This is a genomic window from Pseudoalteromonas sp. RB2-MNA-CIBAN-0110 (assembly GCF_040309305.1).
Taxonomy (GTDB): Bacteria; Pseudomonadota; Gammaproteobacteria; order Enterobacterales; family Alteromonadaceae; genus Pseudoalteromonas; species Pseudoalteromonas arctica.
The window spans coordinates 1-20,821 of sequence record NZ_JBEOOQ010000021.1 but is presented as its reverse complement, the minus strand read 5'-3'; the positions used below and the strand labels follow the sequence as shown (position 1 = coordinate 20,821).

General features: G+C 39.7%; 19 protein-coding genes. 9 read left to right on the top strand and 10 right to left on the bottom strand.

From position 1 onward, the window contains the following. Positions 1-559: 559 nt before the first annotated feature. Entirely contained in the window at positions 560-2,641 is a 2,082-nt protein-coding gene (locus AAEY68_RS11595) for a TonB-dependent hemoglobin/transferrin/lactoferrin family receptor (protein WP_350585957.1), read from the bottom strand. A gap of 140 nt (positions 2,642-2,781) precedes the next feature. Here AAEY68_RS11595 and AAEY68_RS11590 point away from each other — a divergent pair, with 140 nt between their 5' ends. Genes AAEY68_RS11590 through AAEY68_RS11575 form a run of 4 tightly spaced genes read left to right on the top strand, consistent with a single transcriptional unit; the run spans position 2,782 to position 6,141 of the window. Continuing rightward, positions 2,782-3,591, top strand: a complete 810-nt coding sequence (locus tag AAEY68_RS11590; protein ID WP_197188230.1) for a heme/hemin ABC transporter substrate-binding protein — start codon at positions 2,782-2,784, stop codon at positions 3,589-3,591. After that, the gene (locus tag AAEY68_RS11585; RefSeq protein ID WP_024592717.1) at positions 3,588-4,640 is read left to right on the top strand and encodes a FecCD family ABC transporter permease; all 1,053 of its coding nucleotides are present in this window, start codon (positions 3,588-3,590) and stop codon (positions 4,638-4,640) included. The genes AAEY68_RS11590 and AAEY68_RS11585 overlap by 4 nt, the downstream gene beginning before the upstream one ends. Next, positions 4,637-5,425: a heme ABC transporter ATP-binding protein gene (locus tag AAEY68_RS11580; protein ID WP_350585956.1), complete on the top strand. Its 789-nt coding sequence runs from the start codon at positions 4,637-4,639 to the stop codon at positions 5,423-5,425. The genes AAEY68_RS11585 and AAEY68_RS11580 overlap by 4 nt, the downstream gene beginning before the upstream one ends. Next, the gene (locus AAEY68_RS11575; protein WP_350585955.1) at positions 5,422-6,141 is read left to right on the top strand and encodes a HugZ family pyridoxamine 5'-phosphate oxidase; all 720 of its coding nucleotides are present in this window, start codon (positions 5,422-5,424) and stop codon (positions 6,139-6,141) included. Before AAEY68_RS11580 ends, AAEY68_RS11575 begins: the two co-directional genes overlap by 4 nt. 66 nt (positions 6,142-6,207) lie before the next feature. Here AAEY68_RS11575 and AAEY68_RS11570 read toward each other — a convergent pair whose 3' ends face one another. After that, positions 6,208-7,140: a ChaN family lipoprotein gene (locus AAEY68_RS11570; protein WP_350585954.1), complete on the bottom strand. Its 933-nt coding sequence runs from the start codon at positions 7,138-7,140 to the stop codon at positions 6,208-6,210. A gap of 724 nt (positions 7,141-7,864) precedes the next feature. Between AAEY68_RS11570 and AAEY68_RS11565 the strand changes: the two genes are divergently transcribed. After that, entirely contained in the window at positions 7,865-8,245 is a 381-nt protein-coding gene (locus AAEY68_RS11565) for a hypothetical protein (RefSeq protein WP_010552898.1), read from the top strand. 226 nt (positions 8,246-8,471) lie between these two features. Here AAEY68_RS11565 and AAEY68_RS11560 read toward each other — a convergent pair whose 3' ends face one another. Then, positions 8,472-8,972: a lactoylglutathione lyase family protein gene (locus AAEY68_RS11560; protein ID WP_007583656.1), complete on the bottom strand. Its 501-nt coding sequence runs from the start codon at positions 8,970-8,972 to the stop codon at positions 8,472-8,474. A gap of 114 nt (positions 8,973-9,086) precedes the next feature. Between AAEY68_RS11560 and AAEY68_RS11555 the strand changes: the two genes are divergently transcribed. Continuing rightward, positions 9,087-9,962 carry a LysR family transcriptional regulator gene (locus AAEY68_RS11555; RefSeq protein WP_222713190.1) on the top strand — a complete coding sequence of 292 codons (876 nt, stop codon included), beginning with the start codon at positions 9,087-9,089 and terminating at the stop codon, positions 9,960-9,962. Positions 9,963-10,023: 61 nt separating this feature from the next. Here the strand turns inward: AAEY68_RS11555 and AAEY68_RS11550 are convergent, their stop codons facing one another. Beyond that, complete coding sequence (locus AAEY68_RS11550) at positions 10,024-10,701, bottom strand: haloacid dehalogenase type II (protein WP_002959247.1); 678 nt, start codon at positions 10,699-10,701, stop codon at positions 10,024-10,026. A gap of 80 nt (positions 10,702-10,781) precedes the next feature. Beyond that, on the bottom strand, positions 10,782-11,558 hold the full coding sequence (locus tag AAEY68_RS11545; protein ID WP_024592723.1) for a DODA-type extradiol aromatic ring-opening family dioxygenase: 777 nt from the start codon (positions 11,556-11,558) through the stop codon (positions 10,782-10,784). A 106-nt stretch (positions 11,559-11,664) separates the two neighbouring features. Between AAEY68_RS11545 and AAEY68_RS11540 the strand changes: the two genes are divergently transcribed. Next, complete coding sequence (locus AAEY68_RS11540; RefSeq protein WP_024592724.1) at positions 11,665-12,567, top strand: LysR family transcriptional regulator; 903 nt, start codon at positions 11,665-11,667, stop codon at positions 12,565-12,567. 36 nt (positions 12,568-12,603) lie between these two features. Here the strand turns inward: AAEY68_RS11540 and AAEY68_RS11535 are convergent, their stop codons facing one another. After that, on the bottom strand, positions 12,604-13,485 hold the full coding sequence (locus tag AAEY68_RS11535) for a LysR family transcriptional regulator (RefSeq protein WP_007583664.1): 882 nt from the start codon (positions 13,483-13,485) through the stop codon (positions 12,604-12,606). A gap of 90 nt (positions 13,486-13,575) precedes the next feature. Between AAEY68_RS11535 and AAEY68_RS11530 the strand changes: the two genes are divergently transcribed. Beyond that, positions 13,576-14,004, top strand: coding sequence for a PACE efflux transporter (locus tag AAEY68_RS11530; protein ID WP_350585953.1), 429 nt, complete (start codon positions 13,576-13,578; stop codon positions 14,002-14,004). 460 nt (positions 14,005-14,464) lie between these two features. Here the strand turns inward: AAEY68_RS11530 and AAEY68_RS11525 are convergent, their stop codons facing one another. After that, entirely contained in the window at positions 14,465-15,631 is a 1,167-nt protein-coding gene (locus AAEY68_RS11525) for an aldo/keto reductase (protein WP_024591585.1), read from the bottom strand. Positions 15,632-15,982: 351 nt separating this feature from the next. Beyond that, positions 15,983-17,221, bottom strand: coding sequence for an NADH:flavin oxidoreductase/NADH oxidase family protein (locus AAEY68_RS11520; protein ID WP_024592726.1), 1,239 nt, complete (start codon positions 17,219-17,221; stop codon positions 15,983-15,985). 100 nt (positions 17,222-17,321) lie between these two features. Between AAEY68_RS11520 and AAEY68_RS11515 the strand changes: the two genes are divergently transcribed. Further along, on the top strand, positions 17,322-17,729 hold the full coding sequence (locus AAEY68_RS11515; RefSeq protein ID WP_024592727.1) for a MerR family transcriptional regulator: 408 nt from the start codon (positions 17,322-17,324) through the stop codon (positions 17,727-17,729). A gap of 399 nt (positions 17,730-18,128) precedes the next feature. Here the strand turns inward: AAEY68_RS11515 and AAEY68_RS11510 are convergent, their stop codons facing one another. Together AAEY68_RS11510 and AAEY68_RS11505 are read right to left on the bottom strand one after the other, a co-directional pair. Beyond that, on the bottom strand, positions 18,129-18,320 hold the full coding sequence (locus tag AAEY68_RS11510) for a DUF3185 family protein (protein ID WP_007583678.1): 192 nt from the start codon (positions 18,318-18,320) through the stop codon (positions 18,129-18,131). Between the two features lie 61 nt (positions 18,321-18,381). Next, a complete protein-coding gene (locus AAEY68_RS11505; RefSeq protein ID WP_007583680.1) occupies positions 18,382-19,848 on the bottom strand; it encodes a DNA recombination protein RmuC in 1,467 nt (488 codons plus the stop codon). Between the last annotated feature and the right edge of the window lie 973 nt (positions 19,849-20,821).

Here is a 20,821-nt window from a genome sequence, read left to right as displayed (position 1 = left end):
CTTTGCTATAGAGACTGTTAACCCCCTTTACAGTTATTTTTGTAAGCCCTAAATCGTCAATCACAAAATTTGGTAAATACGCTAATGCCAAAGCAGTTTTACTACCAAACTAACCTTTTAAAATCCGTTATATGTTGAAAAGCTAACGACAAATAAAACACAAAAAATGCATTTTCATTAGTAAAACTAACGCAGCAACAAGGCTTGGTAATTCATAAAATACAAAGTAATCGTTAAGCTTAGTGCCGCTTACTAGGGGGAAGTATAACGGGGAATTAGAGTGCGACAGCGCAATAAATACAACGCTTGCAAGTAAACTAACGGCATGTTTTAAAAACGCCCCCAGCTATTTAGAAACCCAAGACTTTGCGATTAATTAATTTATAAATAACAGCGATTTTAGCTTTAAAAGCACTGTTTATATAAAGCGTTAATAGGCATTAAGTATGTAGAAGTGTACCTGAATATACTCACCATTAAGTAATTTGACTTGAGTAAATATGTGGCAGGCAAACGCTGCATACTCATGCAGCGCCCCTTGTCATTTGTTAAGCGCTAATTAAAACTGATAGCTTACCCTTGCTGAAAAGTTACGCCTAGGTTGGGTGTATTGGCTAAAATCAGCACTTTGCGATTGACCTGCAATCAACTCAAAAGGTACATATTCTTTATCGAGCAAGTTAAGTACACCTACATTTAGCTGCCACGCTTGCCATTCGTAGTTTGCGTATAAATCAACAACGCCGTAGCCATGCCCTTGCGTAGTTTTATCATCGTTTGCATCAAGTACTACATCCGATTGCGATTTAGCTAAACGCAACGCAGCGGTCCAGTTAATATTACCCAGCTCTGTACTTAACAATATTGAGCCATTTAACGGGCTAATGCTGGTAAGTGGCTGATCAGTTTCTTTATTTTCACCATCAACGTAGGCCACATTTGCCTCAAGCAGAATATTTTCAGCAACATACACGGCAATTCCGGCTTCTACACCGCTTATTTGTGTTTCGCTAATATTTTGATACTGATACAGAGTTTTGTTTACGCCAGGAATGTACGTTGGCTCAACACCTACTACGGCGGTTTCAATAAAATCATCGAATGCTGCATAAAAAGCACTTAAATTTACGCTAATATCGCTGCTTGCGTACCTAAGCCCAAGCTCAAATGAGTCGCTGCTTTCTGGGTCTAAATCGGCATTTGGTAGTATTTGATAAAACGGTTCAACGCCGTGGCTTTGATAGGCTTGGTCGTGTGGTGGTATTTTAAAGCCTCGTACGTATTGCCCATACCACGATAAGTTATCATCCACTTGATATATAACACCTAGCTTAGGCGAAAAAGCAGATTCGGTAATATCATCAAGCTGCGCATCGGCATATAGCTCATCACTTTTAGCTTCTAGGGTGTAGTAATCATATCGCACGCCTGCAATAACCGACCATGCGCTGTTTTTAAACGAAATACTGTCTTGCACATAAGCGCCAATTAAAGAGGTGTCAGCCCCCGGAAACGCTTTTTGTTTTTGGTCTGTAAAATCAACGGTGCCATCAACTAAAACACGCGTTTTTAAACGTGGCCGAGTGGTGTCGTATAAGTCGACGTCTACCCCATATACCACTTCGTGATCGGCACTCTCTGCGTTAAATCCTTTATTAAATACCGCTTTTAAACCTAAAATATTTTGCTCAAAGCGATAATCGTTATAATCGGTGTAGGTGCTTGCGCCACTAATTGCGTCACTTTGCTGCTCGTAACTACTATAAGACACTTGCCCGTACCATTTATCAAACGCAGCTGTAGCTACCTCTGAATGGTAATCTAGCGCCAGTGACCAACTCGTGTCGTCTTCATCGGTTTCTTGAACCGCGGGGGTTATTACTTGCTCAGTCGTTTGATTAAAATAATCAAGGGTGTATTTAAGTGTGCGTTTTTCATCAAGCTGTTGCTCAAATTTAACTATTAAAGCGTCCGACTTTGCATCATAACCGGGTAAGTTTTCGTCGTAATTTTGTACTTCTTCGCTGTCGCGATGGCTATAAACTGCGCTTACTGCAAAGTCGCCTAAGTCTTTTGCACCGGTAATATCAGCAGCAATTTGGTTACTTTGACCTTGATACCCCAGTGCCATTTTTACATAGCTGCTGTTATCTTTTAAATAATCGCTTGGATCTTTAGTGGTTATAACCACAATGCCACCGAGTGCGTCAGAGCCATATAAAGACGATGCAGCACCTTTGGCTACTTCTACTTGTTTTACGCCTGCTACATCAAAGTAATTGCGGCCAACTAAATAGCCCCCTCCGCCTGCATAACCATCGTTGGTGCGTCGGCCATCTTTTATAAATACAACACGGTTACCACCAACACCACGTACAGTAAGTGTTTGCGCGCCTGCACCACTGCCTGTGGTTGCAATGCTTGAATCGTATTTAAACATGGTTTGTAAATCTACAGCTAGCTGGCGCTCTATATCTTGCTCGGTAATAACCGTTACTGAGCCTGTTACATCTTTAAGCTTTTGTTCAAAGCGCGAGCCACTCACAACAATATGATCGTCAATTATGTTTTCGGCAAATGCAGTGCCCGATCCGAGTAATAAGGTTGCTATAGCAGTAAATTTAAATGTAGAGGGGTTCACTTTAACTCCAAATGATAATAGTTATTATTTATGGCGAGGATGTTACAACTAAGTCAAATTAAGATCAATTAATTATGATAATCATTTTCATTTAGATTTAACTGGTTATAATAGCCGAAAAATAAAAGCCGGAGTTTGTAATGAAATACCTATTTATATTGTTTGCTTTAGTCACTCAACCTGTACTTGCACAGGAGCGCGTTATTAGTGCTGGCGGTACCCTTACAGAAATAATTTATGCGCTGGGCAAACAAAGTACCCTTGTAGCGGTTGATCAATCTAGTATGTACCCGCAGCAAGCTACGCAATTACCACAAGTGGGTTATTACCGCGATTTAGCGGCAGAAGGCGTACTTTCTATGCGCCCAACCACCTTGTTAGCGCTTGAAGGAGCAGGGCGAAGCCAAGCACTTAAACAAATTGAGGCAACTGGGGTTAAACTAATTCATTATAAAAAGCCCATCTCAGTTAATGAGCTACTTGAGCTAATTAAACGCCTTGGTACCGATTTAAACGCCAAGCAAAAAGCGCAATCACTTATTACGCACATTACAGACTCATTACCTGAAAAAGCCAAAGCGCAGACACACAGCGCGCTATTTTTACTCTCAGCTAATGAGCGCGGGCTTGTTGCTGCAGGGCAAGAAACCGTCCCTAATTTATTATTTAGCTATGCGGGGATTACTAATATAGCAGCTACACATTCAGGCTTTAAAGTAATTAATACCGAAGTACTTGCTGTAAACCAGCCTGACTTTTTAGTTGCGCCAAAGCATGTTGTACAAAGCATTGGCGGCAAGCAGGCTTTTTGTAAGCAACCGAACCTACGCTTATTAAAAGCTGCGCAAAGCTGTAACTTACTTGTTATGGATAGCCTGCTTTCGCTTGGTATGTCGCCACGTATTGCCACAGCAATTAATGAGCTTAACGAGTATAAAACCCGCTTATGAACACCCTAGCATTGAGCCGCTTTGTGCCTATAACACTTAGCCAAACTCATAAATGGATGCTATTAGCCTCTGTTTGTATTTTTGCTTTGGCGTTACTAAGTATTGGGTACGGCCCTGCAGGATGGGATTGGCGTTTAGCCATTGCTTGGCTTGCGCCCGAGTACTTTAATCAGTTTGATGCGCTGCAAATAAATGTGGTTATGCAAATACGTTTGCCACGCTTTGTGCTTGCAGTGCTTGTAGGGTTGGTGCTTGCCCAAACAGGCGCGGCAACGCAAGCGCTGTGCCGTAACCCGTTGGCCGACCCATCTATTATTGGCATTAGTGCAGGTGCGGCAATGGTTGCAGTGGCGTTTATTGCACTTAGCGCGCAGTTTAATTTTAACGCTCAGTTGTATTTACCTTATGCGTCGTTTTTAGGGGCGCTTGGTGTTACCTCGTTGGTATATTTTATTGCCAAGCAGCAGGGGCAAATTAATATCACCACACTTATATTGGTAGGAGTCGCTATTAACGCGTTAGCATTCGCTGTTATTGGGCTACTGAGTTTTTTTGCCGACGATAGCGCACTACGATTAATAAATTATTGGACCATGGGCTCATTAGGCGGAGCAAGCTGGAGCACGATTATTCAAGCTGCGCCGTTACTGTTTATCAGCCTAATTGGCCTGTGGCGGTTAAAAAAACCCATGAACTTACTCCTTATTGGCGAGTCACAAGCTCAGTACCTAGGAGTAGACACTAATAAACTTAAATTATATGTCATTATACTCGTTGCATTAGGGGTAGGTGCGGTTGTAGCGCTTACCGGTTTAATAGGGTTTGTTGGCTTGGTAGTCCCGCATATTGCCCGCTTAATGGTGGGGCCGCATTTACGTAATATGCTGCCGCTTTGTATGCTAATTGGCGTAGTGGTATTGCTACTTTCTGACTGGCTAGCACGTATTGTGATCATGCCATCAGAGCTACCCATTGGCATTATTACCGCGCTATTGGGTGCGCCATTGTTTATTTATTTAATAGTGAAAAATAAGCGAGGTTGGTCATGATCACGTTTAACAACCTAAGCGTTGGCTTTGATAATCACAGCGTTTTAAACGCTATTAATGGCAGCGCTAAACAAGGGCAACTTGTAGCACTACTTGGTGAAAATGGCGCAGGTAAATCTACCTTGCTGCATACCTTAGCAGGTATGCACGCCTTTACAGGCAGTGTACTTTTTAATGCTAAGCCGCTGGCCTCTCACGCTAAAAAACGCCTTGCAACACAGCGCGCAGTCATGATGCAAGCTAACCACGTAGGGTTTGATTTTAATGTATTTGAGCTTATTGCAATGGGCCGCTACCCGTATGTAGAGTCATTAAAAATGCAAAGCGAAAAAGTACATAAATACGCCGCTATTATGGATTTAAACCAGTATTTAAATCGCCGCGTAAGTGCGCTTTCGGGCGGAGAGCAACAACGTGTTCATATGGCACGTACTTTAGCGCAGCTAAACGCCTTTACACAATCGGCCGAGCCAAAACTAATGCTGCTCGACGAGCCTACATCAGCACTTGATATGCGCCACCAACATGCTTTGCTCAGCTGCGTTAAAACCTTCGTAGAACAGGGCAACAGCGCCATTATTGCAATACACGATCTAAATTTAGCCAGCCTTTATGCAACCGACGCTATTTTACTGCACAATAAAAAAGTGTTGCAAAGTGGGTCTATAAACACCGTATTAACAGAACAAAACTTACAACAAATGTACGCCATGAAACTGCACGTAAACCCTCATCCTTATAACGATGCACCCATGGTTTTTTCTCAACGTCAGGAGTTTTTATGAGAGAGCAAGCATTAAACGATGCACGCACCTTGGTTTACAAAACCAATGCAGGTGTCATGTCGACTATTTCTAATAATTTACGTGGCTACCCGTTTGGCTCAGTAACCCCTTATATGTGCGACGAACAAGGCCGTGTTTACTTTTTTATTAGCGATATAGCCCAGCACACTAAAAATCTAAAGCACGACTCACGTATGAGCCTTACCGTATTTGACGCCGCCGACAGTGACGATCAAAACGAGCACGGCCGCGTAACGCTCGTAGGTGATGGCTCTGTTGTGCCAAGTGAGCAAGCACACACTTTACTTGATAACTATATTGCCCTATACCCCGAAGCTGCTAGCTATCGCAATGCGCACGACTTTCAATTATGGCAATTAGACGTAGTACGTGTGCGCTACATTGGTGGCTTTGGCAAAATATTTTGGCTTGAGCAAAACGAATGGCAGGATGAGGCAAAAAACTGGGATGAAAACCAGCAGCAAAGCATGATAAGCCACATGAACGACGACCATCAAGATGCTATGTCGCTCATATTAATGCAGCACTACAGCGTAGCTGATAACACCCCAATAATGAGCGGCTTATTACCCACTGGTTTTTATATACAAAGCCAAAAGCGTAATTACTTTATTAACTTTAATACCCAGTGCAACAGCCCGTTAGAGGTTCGTAAAGCGCTGGTTGCGCTAACCAATCAAGCCCGAAATAACTAAACTAAATACATGACGACATAGTTAACCTGAGCTCTGGTTAAGAAATTCACCAACTATGTCGTCATTTTATAAGCAAACTGTTTGCTCGCCGCGTTTGGCTAACGCTTTAAAAGCCGCTTGTTGATGCTGTGTTTGCACATAACGAGGTGGCAAAGGGTTAACCTGCAACTGATACCCATTTTGATTAGCTTGCACACTTGTTACCGGCGATATCCACACAACATTTAACTCTGGCGCTAAACGCTTAATAACACCCGCTATTCCTTCGCCATTTTTCACATGAAAATCGCCCGCTATATGCATTACTTGCGCATCTTTATGATTATTTAAATAGTTAACGATAGACTCCCCCATGGTTTCATCCCATGTAACTTGCGCAGCATAATAATTCTCGTTTTGACTCGGCGAGCCGTGGTGCATTGAGGTCATAAAACGTTGCTTGTAATCACTGGGAGACGTATCAATAGCGGCTGCAATATAGCTCTGCTGTGTTTCATCAAGTTTACTTAGGTAACTTATGCCTTGCCTGCCAATACAGGTGACTATATTTTTAGGGGCATTTGCAGCTATTACATCGCTATTGTTCGTTTTTGCCAGCTCTACCAGCGCACGGTAATCACTTTTGTAATTTGGCCACGCTTGGGTCTTATCAATTAAGTATTGCTCACCAATTTCACTCTTAACGTACTGGTTTAAAGTATGCTGATCCGCGCGGCTAAATTGCTCAAGCGAAAGGGCAGTGCGTTTATTACTTTTGCTTAATTGCTCAAATAACTCAGTCTGAAATAAATGCACGCCCGGATGTGTATGCAATTCACCCACTAAAACCACATCGGCATTTAATAACTTAGGCTCTAATAATACAGAGCTAACAGGCTTTGCCTGTGCATTATAAAGTGCTGAGTAATAAAGCGATGAGCTTTTATCAGGCTCCGTAGCTGTTGTACTACAACCACTCAAACCCGTAACTAACGCCAGAGTTAACATAGACTTTTTCATACACACCTTTAAAACACTTTAATGCAAATAATTATCAATATCATATACTTGTAATACCTATTAAGCCAGCCAAACTGCTGCTTACTTACATAATCAAGGAAATGAGCGAAACGCGCATTTATATGCCTTAACTTTGCTTGTAAATATTAAATAGCTTTTGATAGCAACGCCTTAGGTAATTTGTTAAAACTGTATAAAGTAGAAACATGAGCGTGACATCGGTAGAAGTATGCTCGATTCGCGGCCTATAAAATTGTTAGATGTTAAATGGAGTTCTATGAAGCATCCACTTTTTAGTGAAAACATGGAAGATGGTTTTAGCCTATTCTTACTAAAATTTTCAGAATCAAGAAGCTGTCTCTTATTTGGTACCTCAGCTCTTTTGTTATTTATATTTGCAAGTCAAAACACCAGTTTTATGAGTTTCCTTAATGAACACTGGTTTGGTAACATTCTTAAGATTTTATGTGTAATTGGAGCTTTATTAAGTTGGTTTTCAGCACAAGCACATTCATATAAAAATGGACACTTTAAACTAGTAGCTTCCATATTCTTACTTTGGCCCATTAGCTATATACACTTGTTTTATATACAGTTAACTAAAAAACCTAACGTAAATATCAAATGAAAAATTATAGTTGGCTGTTTTTTGTTCCTAAAACCATTTTGGTCAACTATATTTTTCCGCTTATGTAAGCGTTAGGCACTGGAGAAGGTTTAATAGATGGAACCAAATTATTCAGAATATTCTATTACTGAATTGCAAGAAGCTATCACGTCTATTGATAGGGCTTTGTACCCTGAACGCTTTGAGCTATTAAAAGCCGAACTATTAAATAGAGACGAGGAAGAGCATAATGCTTCTCAATTAGTAAGTCTTTCATCAAAGGACTTACTTATTAAGCTCAGCAATGCATTTTTTGTAATTCCGTTGATGATCTATGTAGGAGTAGATGCACTTAATAGCGGTGAAATACTCCTTAAAGGAGCAGCTATATCAAAAAATGAAAACTTTATATTATTTACATTAAGCGTAATGTTTTGTTTTTTAATCTCAGCGGTACTGACATGTAGCCTGTTTGTGGATAAGAGCAAAAGTTCCTGACAAATACATTATGTCGTTCATAAATTCACTAGGACACAGTTCGATTGGTAGTGCTTTTCTGGAGGTTGATAATATTTTCAACTCAGGGCAAAATATGCTGCACAAGCTAAGCAAAAACAAGTTATAGAGAATAAGAAGACGGTGAAGTGTATTTAAAAACTCTATAACTGAAACAAAAAGGCCGCAGTAATAAATACTGCGGTCTTTGTTTTTAGCTAAGTGCTATTTAGTAAGCGCCTGCGCTGTAAATAAGCTCGTAGCTGTGGCTGTAAATCTCAAGGATGTTACCAAACGGGTCTTCCATGTAGATCATGCGGTACGGCTTTTCACCCGGGTAGTAATAACGAGGGGCTTGCATACGTTTTTTACCGCCAGCTTCTACAATACGTTCAGCTAAACCTTCTACATCAGGGTCTTGAACACAAAAATGAAAGATGCCTGTTTTCCAGTATTCAAAATTGTCTTTTGGGTTTTCTTGGTTTTTAAATTCGAAAATTTCGACACCAATACGATCCCCTGTAGATAGGTGCGCTATTTTGAATTTTTCCCACTTTTCGCCAAATACTTCTGTGCACATTTCGCCAATTGGGCTTTTGTCTTCGGTAATTAAAGTCGGTTCCATTATGGTGTACCAACCCATAACCTTAGTGTAAAACTCGACTGCTTTTTCAACGTCGGGAACCGAAATACCAATGTGCGAAAAACTACGTGGATATGTATGACTCATAATGCTTCCTCTTTAACTTGTGACTTATCTTGTGACTAGTTGATGGAGTTAGTTTACGAATCGACCAACATTAAGTAAAATTATCATTAATCATCATTTTGAGTACGTTTTGTAATGATAAATCCAACATGGTTAAATACGTTTTGTACTTTGGTTGAGGTAAATCATTTTACCCAAACCGCTGAGCGCCTTTATATGACCCAATCTGGTGTAAGTCAGCACATTAAAAAGCTAGAGCAACAAGTTAACTGCGCTTTGCTTGAGCGCCATGGTAAGCAGTTTTCGCTCACCCCTCAGGGTCAAAACTTATATCAGCAGGGCAGCCTACTTCTTAAAGATTGGCAGTTTTTAGAACAACAATTAAAAGATGATTCGTCGTACAGCGGAGCGGTAAAGATTCAATCTCCGGGCAGTTGTGGTTTAAAGTTTTATAATCAATTATTAGCACTGCAATCTGAGCATAAAGAGCTGATTATTGATTACCGCTTTGCGCCCAATGTAAGTGTTGAACAAGCTGTAGCAAACCATAGTGCCGACATCGGGTTTTTAACTCAAGCTCCAACATTTAGCGAACTAACCAGCCATAAAATAAGCCAAGAGCCACTACTACTTGTAACGCCTGCAGGTATAAACATGCCTAATTGGCAAACCCTGTGTGAGCTAGGGTTTATTGCTCATCCTGATGCAAGCCATCATGCGCAGCTACTACTAAGCGAAAACTACAGTGAGTTTGAGCATATTGACCAAATAAGACGTACGGGATTTTCTAACCAAATTAGTTTAATACTAGAACCAGTAAGTTTAGGGTTGGGCTTTACGGTATTACCTGCTCATGCTGTTGGCGCATTCAATAAGCCCGCGCTTATTAAAACGCATCATTTAGAATGTCCGGTTAGTGAATCTATTTATGTGTGCCATCACCGAAATAGGCCGTTGGCAAAACGTATGAATACAGTGATTGAGCTAATAAAGGCGGGAGTAAATAGTTAAAACGTAAACCCCCTTTACACCCACGGCACTTAATACCATAGGCAAAAGGGGGAACAGAAAATTAGTTAACGCTTTCTAATTTTGCTTTTAAATCGAGTAAGTCGGTTGCAATCGTATTTGGCTGTATTTCCCACGGATCGAAAATAGATTCTTTAGATCGTTGAATCCACGCCGCGCGCATGCCGTGCGATATGGCACCGGTTACATCAAACGGGTTACTTGATACAAGCCACGTGTTTGCGCCTGTTGAATTAGTTTCGCGTAAAAAGTGGCTATAAACCCCTGGGTTTGGTTTAAAGGTTTTAACGTCGTCGGCACTTACTACCCCTTCAAAAAGCTCACTAATGCCAGCGGTTTCTAATAAGGTATGAACTGCGTCGGCAGCTCCGTTTGAAAATGCAAACAAACGGTAATCCTTCGCTTTTAATTGCTCAAGGCCTGCTTTTACATCATCGAACGCAGGAAGCGTTTTATAAAGCTCTAGCAGTTGCCCCTTTTGATCTTCACTTAGCTCGGTTTTGTGCGCTAAGCAGGCGTAATCGAGTGCGTGTTTTGTACATAGCGAGAAAGGAATATAATTTTGCATTAATCCACGTCTAAATGAATACTCTAATTGCTTTTCGCGCCATGTATTTGAAAATGCTTGGGCGTTATCGCCAATCATGTCGTCGAGTAAGGACAGTACGCCGTGAGTGTTTATTAGCGTACCGTATACGTCAAATGCAAGTGTAGTTGCCATGTTTGCTCCGCAATAAAATAAATTAAGTTGGTTTTAGAGTACTTGCTTACAGCTTAACTTAATTTGAACGAACGCTCAAATTAATAAAACTTATAAGCATCGAGTGCTAAAATATCCATTTCTATACCTTCATGTATTTTTTTGGCTTTACCGTCACTACTTCCAAGCGCTGCAAAAAGAGGTAAAAAGTGCTCCTGGGTAGGGTGATTAAATAAAGCATAGGATGCTTCATTTAAATAGTTAAGTAACGCTTGGGTGTTTTGCGCTATTAATTTTTGCTCAACCCAATGAGTAAACTCATTAACCATTTGAACACGATTAGGTGTAGCAGGGCTTTTAAATATTTCACGTAGATTGTGACTAATACCGCCGGAGCCAATAATTAATACGTTATCGCTGCGCAGTGGTGCAAGTAACTGTCCGTATTTATACATCGCCTGAGCGCCTAAACGCGTGTTAATAGACACCTGAACAATGGGAATATTAGCTGTTGGGTACATTAAGCGCAGCGGGATCCACACACCATGATCCCACCCTTGATCTGCACTTTTCACCGTTTTAATACCCGCTTTGTAAAAGTACTCACTAATAGTATTAGCAAGCTTAGGGTCCCCCGGTGCTGGGTATTGAATTTCATACAGGGGCTTGGGGAAGTTATAAAAGTCGTGAATAGTATGCGGCGCATCTCCGGATGTAATAACTATATCGTGCGCTTCATCAAAGTGGGCAGAAAACACCACAATAGCACGAGGCTTACTAAGCGTTTGACCTAATGATGCAAGAAAATCTGACGTAGCCGATTGCTGAACAGCCATCATTGGCGAGCCGTGAGATATAAATAAAGCAGGCTGAGTCATACTAAAACCTTAAACAAGTAGATGCGTTATAAACACTATATAAGTTTCTATTTTGACGATAAATATGATACTTATTTATACATTATCAACAAAGCATTGTTAAAAAATGGATAAGCTCACCACCATGAAGACCTTTTTAGCCGTTGTGCAAGAAGGATCGTTTTCAAAAGCGGCCGATAAACTCGATATTTCGCCGCAGTTAGTCAGCAAATATATTTCTGCATTGGAAGATAATCTACGCACGCGTTTATTACATCGTACAACGCGAAAAGTAAGTGTTACAGAGGCTGGAAATCAGTATTATCAGCGTTGTCAGCAGGTGGTTATTGATATTGAAGACATGGAAAACTCACTAAACAACTTAAGCGAAAATGTATCGGGTGTGCTTAGTATTAGTGCGCCTATGTCGTTTGGTACTAAGCATTTAGCAGGTTTGTTGGTTGATTTTCAAAAGCAGTATCCAAATTTAAAGTTAGATTTACGGCTCACAGACCAATATGTAGATATAGTAGAGCAGGGTATTGATATTGCTCTGCGCATTGGCGTATTAAAAAACTCAACGCTCATAGCTAAAAAAATTGCCCCTATACGTTTAGCTGTATTTGCGTCACCCGACTATTTAAAACGCCATGGCACGCCACAAACACTGCTAGATTTACAATCACATAATTATTTACGCTATTCCCACAGTGAGCCCACAAAGCGATTATTTGGGGTTAATGAGTTAAAAAGCGAGCTAAAGCTTGAAAGTAACTTTGTGGCTAACAATGGTGACTTACTACTAAATACAGCCATTGCTGGAGGTGGTATTGCTATGCAGCCCACATTTATTGCTGGCGAAGCGCTGGCTCAAGGTAAAGTAGTGCGCATTTTAAATGACTACGAACCCGACCCAATGGGACTGTATATGGTGTACGCTAACAGACAGTTTTTACCCAGTAAAGTACGTGCATTTGTTGATTTTACTAGTGGATATTATGGCGATACACCTTACTGGGATTTAGCGTAATAAAAAGTAAACCGCCTAACAGGCATTATATAAAAGCTAAATTTTTAAAAAATTCCGTAGTAAATTTCTTAGTACTTTAAACACCTCTTGATTACTGTGTTGCTGATGCTGTAATACATCAACATTAGCCAACCAACCCATTTCTTCAAACTCAAGAGGAAGTTTAACCAGCTCACCACTTTGTACTGCATCTACAGCTACATGGTTTGGTAATAAGCACCACCCGTTACCTTGTATTGCTAGCTCGAGTAATACAAAGTAATTATCGGCATACCAAATCTCTGGGCTAATTTTTAGCTGAAAGCTACTTGTTTGCGTATTGCGAGAACGAAGAAGAAGTTGTCGATGTAGCCGAAGGCCATCCATATTTTCACATCTGATCCCCGCTAAAGGGTGCGATTTAGCAACATATAAATCAAATTTTACCGATCCAATACATTCATAGTCTAAGTAGCTCGGTATATTTAATTCACTAAAAATAATACCCGTTATAGGCTTTTCGCTGTTTAGCATGTCAATTATGTCATGGCTGGATGCACTTAAAAACTCAAGCGATACGTAAGGATACTTACTTTGCAGCTTGCTAATAATACTCGCGATAGTTTTAAACGGGATCCCTTCGTCAAGTGCGATAGTGATTTCGGTTGGTGTTTTTTCATTTAGTGCTAATGCAGAGTTTGTTAATCGCTGGTGTTGATTAAGCACGGCTTTAGCCTGGGGGAGTAACTGTTTACCGGCTTCGGTTAATTGTGGATAGCGCCCTGTGCGCTCAAATAATGTCGCATTACAGTCTATTTCTAAATTAATAATATGCTGGCTTATTACCGACTGCGCTTTACTTAAACCGCGCGCAGCAGCTGAAAACGATCCAGCTTCAACGGTAGCCACAAATGCTTGAAGCTGTTCAATACTAAACATATCGCTTTTCCCGATACTAAGTAACTAACACATATCTTTATAATGAATGAAAATACAGCCATCGTCATCAACTTAAGAAGTTATTTATATATGAACACAGCAGAACGTATTTTTCAGGCACTAATATTTGAGATGATAGCATTATCTTTTGTTGTACCTGCATCAGTTTATTTTGGTGGGTTTGCAACAGGAAAAATGGCAATAGTAGGTGTTGGTTTATCAGTCTTCGCCATGCTTTGGAATTACATTTACAACATAGTGTTTGATAAAATAGTTGGGCATAACCGAATCGAGCGAGGTTTAGTAACCCGCATTACGCATGCATGTGGCTTTGAGCTGGGTATGGTGGTTATAACGCTGCCAATACTTGCTTGGTATTTAAATATTACATGGCTAGCCGCTACAGCATTAGAAGCTGGCTTTTTAGTTTTTATACTCATATACACGTATATTTTTAATGTGTTGTACGATAAATACCAACCTTACAAAAAATGGGTTAATAAATTGCAATGTGCTTGATATTTTTAAGTTTATAAAAGCAAAGTTGTGGGGTGTTGAGATCGTTTTGGCAAAAGCGCAATGGCAATAAATAACGGTAAATGTGGTTTTTAATTAAACCAATTAGCACTGCTCAATTGACTAAGTAGTGCTAATTTACTATTTGTACAATTTACCGGCTAACTGTAATGGGGGTTTACAGTAACTTTTTGCGTTATACATTTAGCTCTTTTAATTTATTCCAGACGCTCTCGCCGCCAGGGTGAAGCGCAGCATGATACCGATACGCGTAATATGTAATAGGCACGTAATAATGCTTTTGACTACCTAATAACTAAGTTTAAAAACTACGTTTTTAAACGCCAGCAAGCTGCGCTTATATAAATGCCCAACAATCAATGTACTTACTACTAAGCGTTGCTTGAAAATCAACCACACTGACTATAACTAGGTGTGCTAAGCAAATGGCACACCTATTTTGTTATGCAGGTATGGGGGCGTTTTCTGCAATAAGCTGTTTAGATTTCAATTCACTCCAAAATTCGCTTGGTATGGTAACTTTCATTGAGGCTACATTAGCTTTAATTTGATCTGCCGTGCGTGCGCCAGGAATAATTGAGGATACCGTTGAAGGCGCCTCTGCGAATTGCAGTGCAGCTGTTTTAATATCAATCCCATGTTTAGATGCAATGTCGCTTATTGCATTAAACTTTTGCTGCATAGGCCCAGGAATTTTAGGTGAATAATTAAAGCGGTTACGACCGGCTAAAAAACCACCATTAAGCGGAGCACCAATGACTGCTGAAACACCTCGTTTATCAAGCATAGGAAAGGTTTTATCAAGTGCCTGCTTATGATCTAAAATTGAATATTGCAGCGCTAGTAAGCAAATATCAGGGTCTGACATATCAAGCGCTTTATAAATAGCATGAGGTGTATTTACTCCAAAACCCCAGCCTTTAATTATTCCTTCATCACGCATTTTAGTTAACTCAGGAATAGCCCCTTTTGCAGCCTGATCAAAATACTTAAGCCAATCATCTCCCATATCACTATTTTGCGGTGATAAATCGTGAATATAAACAATATCGAGTGAAGCTACTCCAATACGATGCAACGTGTCTTCTATTGAACGACGCGTACCTGATGCAGAGTAATCATATTTATAATGAAAAGGTGAGTGATCAGCCCAATGCCAACTATTTTCTAGAGGCTCTGCTGAAGGGGTAAGAAGGCGACCTACTTTTGAGGATAAAACATAATCTTCACGCTTTTTGTTTCGAAGTAAATCACCGAAGCGCCTTTCACTTAAACTCAAGCCGTAAAAAGGTGACGTATCAAAATGACGAATACCAGAATCCCATGCTGCATTTAGCATTGTTAAAATTTCTGCATCGCTTGATATAGTATTAAAGCCATTCCCAGCGGCAAGACCGCCTAAGCCCATTCTGGATTCAGGCCGGTAATGCTTAGCGTTAGTAACATCGTTTGTGGGCAGAGCAGCGCTTTTATCTATTGATCCTTTAGTTTGCATAACACTGCCGTTAGACATTTTTACTTTTAATTGTTCAGCCAAAGCTGAAGCACTAAAAATAGAGCCTAAACTTAAAGCAGCGCCTGCTTTAATAAAATTTCTGCGAGATACCATGTAACTATTCTCCTTGAGTAAGGTTAAATATCTACGCTATAAACTAGTATAAATACCAACCAAACTCAAGCGGGAGAAAAACAATAAATATCAATAATTTCAATAAGATGGTTAAATTAACAAACGCTGAACGCGCACTTTAATTAACATTTTAGAATGATTATTTTCTTTACTCGTACAGTACTTTAATATGCACAAAATAGTGCACTTTAATAGCTTGATAAAAAAGCAAACTTCCAAATTGGTGCACGCCTTAATACTCATTTACACAACATAAAAATGGTTACATTTATTCAAGTGTAAAAATTAGTAAACAAAACCGAAATGTATAAAAAGAGTGAATACCAAAGCTTAGTTAATCTCTCTAGCAAAGCGATTGCGGTAACGCTTAATTAATTTAATCGAACGTAGCTGGTCGCTAATTAAAGTAAATATTGGTGAAGCGTTTGTTTTTACAGGTTTACCTTGGCCTAAACGGCGTATTTGCCTTTTTACCAGTGCCATAGTGGCAAGCCCTGCAAGGGTTTTATCTTGCCAAGTAACACTGGGTAATACGGCTAGTTGCAGTGGCTCATTTTGCCATTTGTTTGGTAAATTTGGTTGGTATGCAAGCGCAGTGGCAATACCCACGAGGGCCACTCCACTTTCAATCACGTTGTTGGCAATAGATAAGCGACTAATGCCGCCGGTGGTCATTATTGGGATTGATGAGCGCTGGCTAATCGCTTTTGCAAACTCTAAAAAGTATGCTTCGCGGGCAAGTGTGCGTTCGTCACCTGTTTTACCTTGCATGGCAGGGGCTTCGTAACTACCACCCGATAGCTCCACAAAATCAACATTAAGTTCATTCAATAAATCCACTACCACTTGCGCGTCACTGGGTTCGAACCCACCACGTTGAAAATCTGCAGAGTTTAACTTTACTGAAACCGAAAGGGTGGGGGAGCAAACCGCTTTAATACTGCGGGTTATTTCGAGAAGTAAACGGGCTCTATTTTGTAAACTTCCCCCCCATTTATCGTTGCGCTTATTGGTAAGTGGCGATAAAAACTGGGCAAGTAAATAGCCATGCGCTGCATGTATTTGTACGCCATTAAAACCGGCTTTTTCGGCTTGTAGTGCAGTTTGTGTAAAGCGGGTAATAACATCGTCAATGTCGGTTTGCGTCATTGCCTTTGGTACGCCAAATAAGTGCGAGTGCTTACCCATATTAAGTGCAACACTTGACGCTGATAGAGCCTTTCCACCCATTTTTTTAAATACTTGCCTACCAGGGTGATTAATTTGCATCACCACTTTGCAATTATTTTGCTTTGATAAACGAGCAAGCTCTGCAAAGGCAGTAATATCGGTACTTTGCTCAAGCACAAGGCCACCAGGGCCTGTCATCGCTAAATGATCAACCATTACATTGCCGGTAATAATTAGCCCTGTACCGCCTTTAGCCCATGCGCTATAAACGTTTTTAAGTGCTTGGGAGGGCGTTTGGTCCTCTTGTGCTAGGTTTTCTTCCATAGCGGCTTTGGCAATACGATTTTTTAATACTAAACCACTTGGCAAGGTAAAGGGGGTAAACACAGGGTTGCGCATAATTATTGGCTAATTAAATTGACATTAAAACAACTATAACCTTAAAGTTAGCTTGAAGGTCAACCTACTAAGTTTATGTAAAGTGGAGTTATTATTAGTTATGAAAATAGGCGAACTTGCAAAACTTACCAACATACCTGCCAGCACTATTCGTTTTTACGAAAGCAAAGGGTTATTAGCACCAACCACTCGCAGTGCCAATGGTTATAGGCTATACACCCAACAAAACTTAGAAAAACTGCAATTAATTAAATTTTCACAAAGCTTGGGTTTTTCACTCAACGAAATACCTTTATTACGTAACGAAAACGGCGAGCTAAACCACACAATAATAATCGAGCGTTTAGAAAAAAAACAAAAAGAAGCTGACATTTTGATTGAGCAAATGCAGAAAAAGTCACAGCGTATTGGCAGTTTAACTGCGTTACTAAACTCTTATTGGGATAAAGGCGAATGCCTACCAGAAAGTAAATTAAATGAATTACTAGAAGTAATTGATTACAAATAAACTAATACAGCTTATTCAGGGCCTGTTTATCTTTTGAGGTTAAATTTGCAGCAGTATGTTTGGTATTTAGGCAAGGCAGAGTCTATGTAGTGTGGTTATTCCCCATAAACAGACGATAACGTAGTATAAATGCCAAACATGCGCTGCCCGAAGGGTTCTGCCTAGGGGAAATTTACTCTTTGTTGCCTACATGGATGTAGGTAAGGGGCGAGAGCAGGACGCGGAAGCTTTGCTCGGTTTTTACTTATTATTACATGGATGTATGCCATTAGAATAACGCAGGAGCAGTTATCGAGCCCACTAAATTACAAACCTCGCGCCGCGATTAAATAGCCCCTAGATTGAACAAATTTTATCCTGAGAGGTCAACAAGCCCCAGTAAGCTGTATTTTATTTATGTTACTTAAGCTTTTTAATGCCAATTAACACACAGATGGCACCGCCAATAATACCCGCCCATGCTTCTATTGGTGTATCACCACTAAATGCGCGGCTTAACTGCGAAGCCGCCGCATCATACACGTCATATCCCCACATAATTAAAGCGATACCTATAACGATTAAAACAATACCTATAATCTTATTATTCATAAACACCTCTGGTTTCTAACGTACATTATTCAACATACTTAATTGAAAACACTTAATAAATCTAATCAAGCTCTAGCTGCGCACGTTCAACGCTCTCACTAGGTAACTCTTTTTGTACCGATACACCAAGCTCTTTAAACTCTGATGCTTGTTTAATTAAGTTACCTTTACCGCGGTATAATTGCGAGAACGCTTTGTCGTAACTTTCTTTCGCTTTATCAAGCTGCTTACCCACGCCTTCCATACTTAATAAAAAACCATTGAGCTTGTTATAAAAACGCTCAGCCCGATTTGCCAGCTCTTTTGAGTATTTGGTTTGCTCTTCAAAACGCCAAAGCTGTTTAACAATATTTAAACTAGTAAGCAGGGTAGTAGGTGTAGCTACCAGTATATTTTTTTCGATTGCTTGTTGGTAAATATCACTTTGATATTTAAGTGCTTCTACAAAAGCTGATTCTATTGGTACAAACATAACCACAACTTCAGGCGAATTAAGCCCTGGTAAACGGTCGTACGATTTACTCGCAAGCTCATTAATACGTGCTGTAACGGCGTTTACATGCTCTTTAATTGCTTGATTAGCATCTAGCTCATTTTCAGCGTTCACATAGCGTGTATAAGCATTTAATGATGTTTTAGCATCAATGACTAAGTGGCGGCCTTGTGGTAAGTAAACAACTACATCAGGGCGTAAGCGGCCATCTTCAGTGTTAAACGACACTTCGCGCTTATAATCAACGCCAGCACGTAAGCCAGCGCTATCTAAGACGTTTTCGAGCATGAGTTCGCCCCAATTACCTTGGGTTTTCTTTTGCCCTTGTAACGCGTTGCTGAGCTTGTCGGCTTGATCTGTTATAGCTTGGCTTTTAGCTTGCAAATGCAATAGCTCGGTTTTAAGCGCGGTTCGTTGTTTTATGTCTTCAACATGTATTGATTCCATTTTTTCTCTAAAGCCTTTTAGCTCGCCTTGAACCGGTTTTAATAATTGTTCAATGCTTTCTTGATTTAAGGTTTTAAAGCTTTGTGATTTTTCTTCTAGAATCTTATTGGCTAGGTTTTCAAATTCTTTTTTGAGCATATTTTTACTTTGCTCAATTTGCGCGAGTTGCTCGGTAAAGCTTTGTTGTTTTTGCTCGAGGGTGGTGCGCATATTATTATATTCAACATCGCGTTGATTATATTGCTCACGAAGCGCTGCAAGCTCGCCTTCGGCTTTACGCCAAAAGTGATTGTATTGAATGCTTTGTTTTTCTTGTTCGCTAAAACGCGTTTTAAAATGCTGGGCTTCATCGCGCTGTTCTTGGTGAGTATGTTCTAGCAGTTCGTGATCTTCTTGCAAGGCGCTATATTGCAGCTCTTTATTATCAAATTGATTTTGTAATAGGGAAAGCTGTTGCTGCTGTTCGCTTATTTGTAGATGTAGCTTTTTGCGAAGCTGTGTTGATACAACGCCGTAAAATACAACGCCTAACGCAACACCAGCACCGGCGCTTAGCCAATCAATATTAGTGAGTACTTGAGTGAGCATAAAATAAACTTATAAAATTTAGAGACATGCCATCATAACCAATAACACGCAATAGAAGTAGGGGAGCAAAGAAATTACAGACATAAAAAAACCAGCTCAAAATAAGCTGGTCAAGTATTACTAAATTAAGTAATCAAAGGGAAAATCAACATGTGCCCGAGTAAGCTGCAACTTAAATACATAATCACCAAAATAACTAATATTACTGGGTGAGGCTATATAACAACAGGCATTAGAGTAGACCGGAAAACAAAATAATTAATTCAAATTAATTTACGAAAGATCATTTATTTTTATTCGGGTTGATTTAAACAAATCAAATTATGGGCATAAAAAAGCCAGTTCAAAATGAACTGGCTTAATCATTACTAAAATTAGTAATCAAATAGGGGGAAATCAACATAAAACCTGTATTAACTGCAATTAATCAACAAGCATAATAGTAGACGCCGCTCTTTGAATTAAGTTCATAAAAAGATCAAAACTTTTAAAATAAAAATTGAATGCTAAATTTTGGACATAAAAAAAGCCAACTCAAAATGGGCTGGCTCAATCATTACTAAAATTAGTAACTAAATGGGGGGAATCAACATGAAAACTTGTATTAACTGCAATTAATCAACAAGCATAATAATAGACGCCACTTTTTTAATTAAGTTCATAAAAAAATAAAAACTTTTAAAATAAGTACTGCACACTAAATTTTGGACATAAAAAAAGCCAACTCAAAATGGGCTGGCTCAATCATTACTAAAATTAGTAACTAAATGGGGGAATCAACATGAAAACTTGTATTAACTGCAATTAATCAACAAGCATAATAGTAGACGTCCGTTTTTTAATTAAGTTCATAAAAAAGTAAAAACTTTTAAAATAAGTGCCGAACGCTAAATTTTATGTCCCGTCCTAAAATACGTTGACGGTTTTAATTGAAGGCCAGTAGCTTTTGCTCCTGGCTTTTTTTGTGCACTTG